At 56.9% G+C, this 6,382-nt stretch carries 4 protein-coding genes and 3 pseudogenes; 1 reads left to right on the top strand and 6 read right to left on the bottom strand.

Features of this window, described 5'->3' with window-relative positions; translation table 11 throughout:
* Positions 1–123: 123 nt before the first annotated feature.
* The 5 genes and pseudogenes from QEV83_RS03110 to amoC all read right to left on the bottom strand — a co-directional run.
* A pseudogene (locus tag QEV83_RS03110) lies at positions 124–606 on the bottom strand (integrase core domain-containing protein); the annotation flags it as partial.
* Between the two features lie 72 nt (positions 607–678).
* Positions 679–1,449 (bottom strand): annotated as a pseudogene (locus tag QEV83_RS03105) (IS3 family transposase); the annotation flags it as partial.
* Positions 1,450–1,695, bottom strand: a pseudogene (locus QEV83_RS03100) (DDE-type integrase/transposase/recombinase); the annotation flags it as partial.
* 181 nt (positions 1,696–1,876) lie between these two features.
* Entirely contained in the window at positions 1,877–3,808 is a 1,932-nt protein-coding gene (gene ftsH, locus QEV83_RS03095) for an ATP-dependent zinc metalloprotease FtsH (protein ID WP_280129817.1), read from the bottom strand.
* 420 nt (positions 3,809–4,228) lie between these two features.
* Entirely contained in the window at positions 4,229–5,020 is a 792-nt protein-coding gene (gene amoC / locus QEV83_RS03090) for a bacterial ammonia monooxygenase, subunit AmoC (RefSeq protein ID WP_280129816.1), read from the bottom strand.
* 520 nt (positions 5,021–5,540) lie between these two features.
* Here amoC and QEV83_RS03085 point away from each other — a divergent pair.
* Positions 5,541–5,750: a cold-shock protein gene (locus QEV83_RS03085; protein WP_280129815.1), complete on the top strand. Its 210-nt coding sequence runs from the start codon at positions 5,541–5,543 to the stop codon at positions 5,748–5,750.
* Between the two features lie 87 nt (positions 5,751–5,837).
* Here the strand turns inward: QEV83_RS03085 and QEV83_RS03080 are convergent, their stop codons facing one another.
* Complete coding sequence (locus tag QEV83_RS03080; RefSeq protein ID WP_280129814.1) at positions 5,838–6,302, bottom strand: hypothetical protein; 465 nt, start codon at positions 6,300–6,302, stop codon at positions 5,838–5,840.
* Positions 6,303–6,382 lie beyond the last annotated feature (80 nt).

Below are 6,382 nucleotides of genomic sequence, written 5' to 3'. Positions count from 1 at the left end.
AGCTAATGAGGGCACTGTTGCATCGCTGATTCTTAGCGAAAATTCGCGGAATCGATGATTGATTTCAATGAGAATTTTCTCAGCGATACTGGTCTGCCCCTATCGGGTGATCCGAGCAGGATGTTAGTTTAAAATTGGTGGCCATGCCAGCGATAGAGCGCCCGGCGGAGCTGATTGAATGTGCGCAGCCGGGCGCGGTGAGGTGAGAACTTCTGGTGCCGGCGGCTTGTAGCCTAGCGATGAATGAGGCCGGACCTCGTTATAATGTTGTCTCCAGCTTTCGATGATGATCCTCGATTCCGCCAACGTGTAGAAAATTTCGCCGTTGAGCAGTTCATCGCGAAGCTTCGAGTTGAAGCTTTCGCAATAGCCATTCTCCCAGGGGCTTCCTGGCTCGATGTAAGCGGTCTTCGCTCCCACCGCGGCGATCCAATCTTGCACGGCGGTCGCTATAAATTCGGCTCCATTATCGGAACGGACATAACCCGGAACGCCGCGTAGCATGAACAGGTCTGCCAGGACGTCGATCACGTCTGCGGACTTGAGCTTCCGATCGATCCGGATCGCCAAGCATTCCCGGGAGAACTCATCGATGATATTCAGCATGTCCGTCGTCAGAGTTTTTGAGACATTGGGCGGCTTAAAATAAGAGAGTCTCTGGCTCGTCGGTTTGTGATGTTATGCGGCTTGCCAACGGTGCAGCAAGCGGCGGTTTGCGATTGTCTGGCGTTTGATCCTTTCCCTTTCGATCAGAATGGTCTGGCCTCGCCCGAAGTAGACGTCGGCGGGCGTCAGATTGCCGATGCTCTCATGATATCGCAGATGATTGTAGCCAGCAACGAAGGCCTCGATCTGAGCTTCGAGATCGCCCGGCAGGTAATAGTTCTCGAGCAGGATGCGGTTCTTCAACGTCTGATGCCAGCGCTCGATCTTGCCTTGCGTCATGGGGTGATAAGGCGCGCCGCGGACATGCTCCATGTCTTGGCCGTCGAGCCATTTGGCGAGATCCGCCGAGATGTAGCTGGAGCCATTGTCGGAAAGAAGCCTTGGCCGGTGAACGAGCTTTGCCTGGCTCAGGCCTGAGGCCTTCAAGGCCAGGTCCAGCGTATCGGTGACGTCCTCGGCCTTCATGGTCGTGCAGAGCTTCCAGGCGACGATGAAGCGCGAAAAGTCGTCGAGGATCGTCGACAGGTAAAACCAGCCCCAACCAATCACCTTCAGATATGTGAAGTCAGTCTGCCAGAGCTGATTGGGCGCCGTGGTCTTGTCCTTGAACTCATCGGCCGCCTTCATGACGATGAAAGCCGGGCTGGCAATCAGGTCGTGCGCCTTCAGCAGGCGATAGACCGAAGCCTCTGACACGAAATACTTTTCTGTATCGGTAAAGCGCACGGCCAACTCGCGCGGCGACAAGGCGGGCTCGTCCAGGGCCAGCTGCACGATCCGCTCGAGATCGGCGAGCAACAAGGCAGTGCCTTTGGCCTTCACCGGGGCGCCGCGGTCGGTATGTAGGGTGAGTTGGCCGGGGGCGACATTATGCTTGATGATGGCATCGTCGAACAAGAGTTTGAACAGCGTGGCGCTTTCAGCGTCGGCGATGCCGACGATCCTGCGGCTGAAAATATCGATGATGACATAGAGATAGAAGTAGCTCCGTTTCGCGGGGCCCATCAAATCCGTTATGTCCCAGGACCAAGCCCAAACGCCTTAGCCTCGGCCCGGATATTATCTTCTGTGAAACGTTCAATTCGGGTCATCAAGGGTCTACGACGGTGTGAATCACCGGCTGACACTACCCGGATCGCAAGACTATCGGCGGATAGGCGCCAACCGCGATTATCGGATGTCCACATATGAGAAAGACTTGCGGCCACACTCAGCCCTGCGGTTGCGGCTCCAATCCGCCAAGCTCAGGGCCTGATTTGGGACGAAGGACGCCGGTGGAGGGGACGGGAGAACCATGCATCGGTGGCTGATAATCGTTATCTGTATCGCGTACTGGGAGATGCCCCTTTAAAAGCCCCACAATCTCTTCGCCGGTCAGCGTTTCATATTCGAGGAGGCCCTTGGCGAGCGTTTCGAGATCCTGGCGCTTCTCGGTGATGATCTTCGTTGCTTCGGCGAGACCTGCCTCCACCAAGCGGCGCACTCCCGCGTCGATCTTCTGAGCGGTCGCCTCGGAGATGGTTTGCTGGCGCCCCATCGAATAGCCAAGGAAAACCTCGTCCTGATTATTGTCGCCATACATCACAGTGCCAAGTTCCTCGGAGAAACCCCAGCGCGTCACCATCGCGCGGGCGAGATTTGTCGCTTGCTCGATGTCGGATTGGGCACCGGAGGTGATCTTCTCCTTGCCGAAGACGATCTCTTCCGAAACCCGGCCGCCCATGCAGATGGCAAGCCGCGAGGTCATCTGCTCGTAGCTCATCGAAAGCTTGTCGCGTTCAGGAAGCTGCATGACCATGCCCAGCGCCCGGCCGCGAGGGATGATCGTCGCCTTATGCACCGGATCGGTGGCGACGACATTGAGAGCGACAATCGCATGGCCGCCCTCATGATAAGCGGTCAGCATTTTCTCCTGCTCGGTCATGACCATGGTGCGGCGTTCGGCGCCCATCATGATCTTGTCTTTCGAATCCTCGAACTCGGACATGGTGACAACGCGCTTGCCACGCCTTGCCGCAAGCAACGCTGCCTCGTTGACGAGATTCATCAGGTCGGCGCCGGAAAAACCGGGAGTGCCGCGCGCCACCGTCTTCAACTCGACGTCCGGGGCGAGTGGAACCTTGCGGACATGCACCTTGAGAATACGCTCACGGCCGACGATGTCGGGGTTCGACACGACAATCTGCCGGTCGAAGCGGCCCGGGCGCATAAGCGCGGGGTCGAGCACATCGGGGCGGTTGGTCGCCGCGATCAGGATGATGCTCACATTGGCTTCGAAGCCGTCCATCTCGACGAGAAGTTGATTCAAGGTCTGCTCGCGCTCGTCATTGCCGCCGCCAAGTCCGGCGCCACGGCGCCTGCCGACGGCATCGATTTCATCGATGAAGATGATGCAAGGCGAATTCTTCTTGGCTTGCTCGAACATGTCGCGGACACGGCTGGCGCCGACGCCAACAAACATTTCGACGAAATCCGAGCCGGAAATCGTGAAGAAAGGCACGTTGGCTTCGCCGGCGATGGCCCGCGCAAGCAAGGTCTTGCCGGTACCGGGGGGGCCAACGAGCAAGACGCCACGCGGAATCCGCCCGCCAAGCTTTTGGAAGCGCTGGGGATCACGCAAGAACTCGACAATCTCCTGGAGATCTTCCTTGGCCTCATCGACGCCCGCGACATCTTCGAAAGTGGCCCGCCCATGCGCCTCCGTTAGGAGTTTCGCCTTGGACTTGCCCAACCCCATGGCCGTACCAGCGCCGCCCTGCATTCGCCGGGACAAAAAGATCCAGACGCCGATGATTGCGATCAGGGGCAGCCCGTTGACGAGCAGCGTCATGAGCCAATTGGTGTTTTCCGTCGGCGGCTTGGCGGTGATCGAAACATTCTTTTTATAGAGACTTTGGACCAGCGACGGGTCATTTGGCGAATAAGTGGCGAAGGCCCGATTGTCGGTGAAATGCCCGGTAATCTCATTGCCGGCGATCGTCACCTCGCGGACGTGACCCTGGTCAACTTCGTTCAGAAGCTGGCTGAAGGCAATGTCCTGCGACGGAACCCGCTGTCCAGGATTTTGGAACAGCATTACGAGCGCGACAACAAGCAGGATAATGATTACCCAAAGCGCAAAATTCCGGAAATTCGGGTTCATCTTCGTTCCCTTTAGTGGCTGCGCGCCCTTTAATGGCTGCACGGCATTCTGATTTCGATACACAAGTCAGAGCTGCAATCTAAATCCATCGCAAAGTTGTGGCTGCCAGGGGCCTTGAGTCTGTGTGATCTCGTTCAGCAGCCATTGCGAAAACACTGGCGCCCACAATGCGAAGAAGCAGTTTCCGGTGCTAATCATTCCCCCACCGGATTAATCCCGTAGGGGAAATCACTCATACGTTGAACGAGGCATTCCCGTTCATGCTCCCCGGACATGGTTCCCAAATAAGGGCGCCGGATTAACGGAGCGGATTTCAGTTGGGCTTTCTCCAACAGCAAAGTACCCTAGCAACTTAAGAACGGTTCCAAGGCCTTATAAGCATGGGCGGGGCCGGCAGATCCGGTCCCGCGAGCGCTTAGTTTATTCCGCCGGTTCGACACCGAGCAGGTCTTCGTAGCCTTTGCAGAGCTCGCCAACACGGCCAAGGATCTGCAGGGCAACGCCGAACACCGCGAGCGAGAACCAGCCAAAGAACACGAACATCCAGTGCAGCGGAGCAACGAACAGTTCCTCCATGAACCAGAAGGTGTGGCCCCATTCATTGAGCCCGACGTTCGGGAAGATCATGAACGGGCCGACGAACAGCAGAACGTAAGCAACCGACCAGCCCTTGAGCGCGAAGGTCGGAAGACGCGTGCGGGCATACATGAAGCCGCCCACGCCGACGACGATATACATCGGGTAGCTCATATAGAACTCGATGATATGGCTCGGGGTGAAGTCGGTGTCACGGATGACGGTCATGTGCCAGGTGCCATCCTGCTCGGTGAAGTAGCTGGCGCCCCAGTAAATCGCCACGCCATACACAAGAATCCAGCACAGTAGATTAAAGATACGGCGCATTTCTTCACGCGGCTGGACACTTGCGATGTCCCTGTCGCGGGTCTTCCACATCCAGCCCACGAGGGCGAGGAAGGAGATCAATTCGACCGGTTCCTCGATGTAGAGGATGGTCATCCAGTAGGTGGTGAATTCGGGCGCGAAGGAATCGAGCCCGGCGTACCAGCCAAAAACTTGTTCATAGATGCGCACGCCGACATAGAAGGTGCAGATCGCCAGCGTGCCAAGAATGACAGGTCTCCCGTCGAGAAGCGGCGCCTCGGCGACGGCCGCGGCCTCGCCGGTCCGCGCAGTTTCAGTTACTAAGCTCATGTCACTTACCTCTTCCTATATTTGTTTACTTACCCGTCGATATTGCCTTTCTCCGGTGCTGGACGGTGATAGCGCCGAACATCATTGTCGGCGGTATGGTCTGAGAACAATCGTTGCGCAAGGACCGTATTCAGATCCATGATCACATCCTCGGCATTACACTAAAATTACTCAGTATCTACTTTGTTAAGTTCAAGCAATTCGTCATCCGATGCGACACCTCTGCGTAGAAACGAAGTGGTCGTGCTCAGCTCGTGTATTGAGTGCGGAAAAACGCGAAGGGCGCCTTTGGTCGCGACAGTGATTGTTCGGCCGAAGGCGAAAAGAGCGGCCGCTGCTGACTTGGCTCTCCAGCCGTGCGTCCAGATGTGACAAAGCCATCGTTCTCTCCCAGGAAGAATTCAAGCTTGATATCCAGCCCTAACGCAGCCTAAATCAGCGGTCGTTTTGGCTGGACAAACAAGTCGGTGGTCCGGCGCTTGACGCGCACACAGCGCTACCCTCACAATTGGAGAGACAGATGTCGAACGGCACCGTGAAGTGGTTTAACCCTGCCAAGGGTTTCGGGTTTATTCAGCCGGACAGCGGTGGCACCGATATTTTTGTTCACATCAGTGCCGTCGAGCGTGCTGGTCTGAGCAGCTTGAATGAAGGACAAAAGGTGTCGTTTGACGAAGAGCGCGACCCAAAGAAGGGAAAGACCTCTGCCGTCAACATTAAGGTTCTCTAAATTCTATGAGGAATGAAGGGGGGGGGCATTTAGAATAGACGATTTCCGAGCCGATCTGGCTCGGCGACAAGTGCCGTACAAAAAAGGCTACCACACCACGATTCTTGTTCTGGCGATGGAAGTCGCGACGTTGCGACGGTAGGCCGTCTGCACGTAGGAAGGGCCATTATCTGAGAGTAATCTGAGGCGATGAACAACGTGAACCTGATCGAGCCCCGAGGCTTGCATGGGCAGGTCCAGCGTTTCCTGGCCTTCTGGGCGCGGGAATCGCAGGTGCTGCAGTCTACGGCTACGGGCTATCCGGGCTACGGCTGGTGAGCCTGCCTGGTCGTCAAGGGCGTTGTCATATGTGGACATCCGATAATCGCGGTTGGCTTGATCCGCCGATAGTGCCGCGGTCATCGCGTCGATCTCCAGATAGGCACTCTCGCACCGCGCGATGTTGGCGATTGCGGGCGTGAGAAGATTGCCCGCGGCTTTTTCTGCGGCCTCGGAGAGGTGGCTTCCGCGTTTGCGGCGTTGGCCATCTTCGCTGACAGAACTTCCGATCACCAGGTTCTCGCTAGAGCGCCTGGAGCCATGCTGGTGCTGCCGCTCGTCTCAGGTGTGCGCATCATCTCTACCCCAGAAGC

Origin of the sequence: Methylocapsa sp. D3K7, assembly GCF_029855125.1 — a bacterium.
Classification (GTDB): Bacteria; Pseudomonadota; Alphaproteobacteria; order Rhizobiales; family Beijerinckiaceae; genus Methylocapsa.
This window is presented reverse-complemented; position numbering and strand designations above follow the sequence as displayed.

Excerpts from the sequence above, each read along its gene's own strand:
- ftsH (WP_280129817.1), bottom strand. The coding sequence starts at position 3,808 with ATGAACCCGAATTTCCGGAATTTTGCGCTTTGGGTAATCATTATCCTG.
- amoC (WP_280129816.1), bottom strand. The coding sequence starts at position 5,020 with ATGAGCTTAGTAACTGAAACTGCGCGGACCGGCGAGGCCGCGGCCGTC.
- QEV83_RS03085 (WP_280129815.1), top strand. The coding sequence starts at position 5,541 with ATGTCGAACGGCACCGTGAAGTGGTTTAACCCTGCCAAGGGTTTCGGG.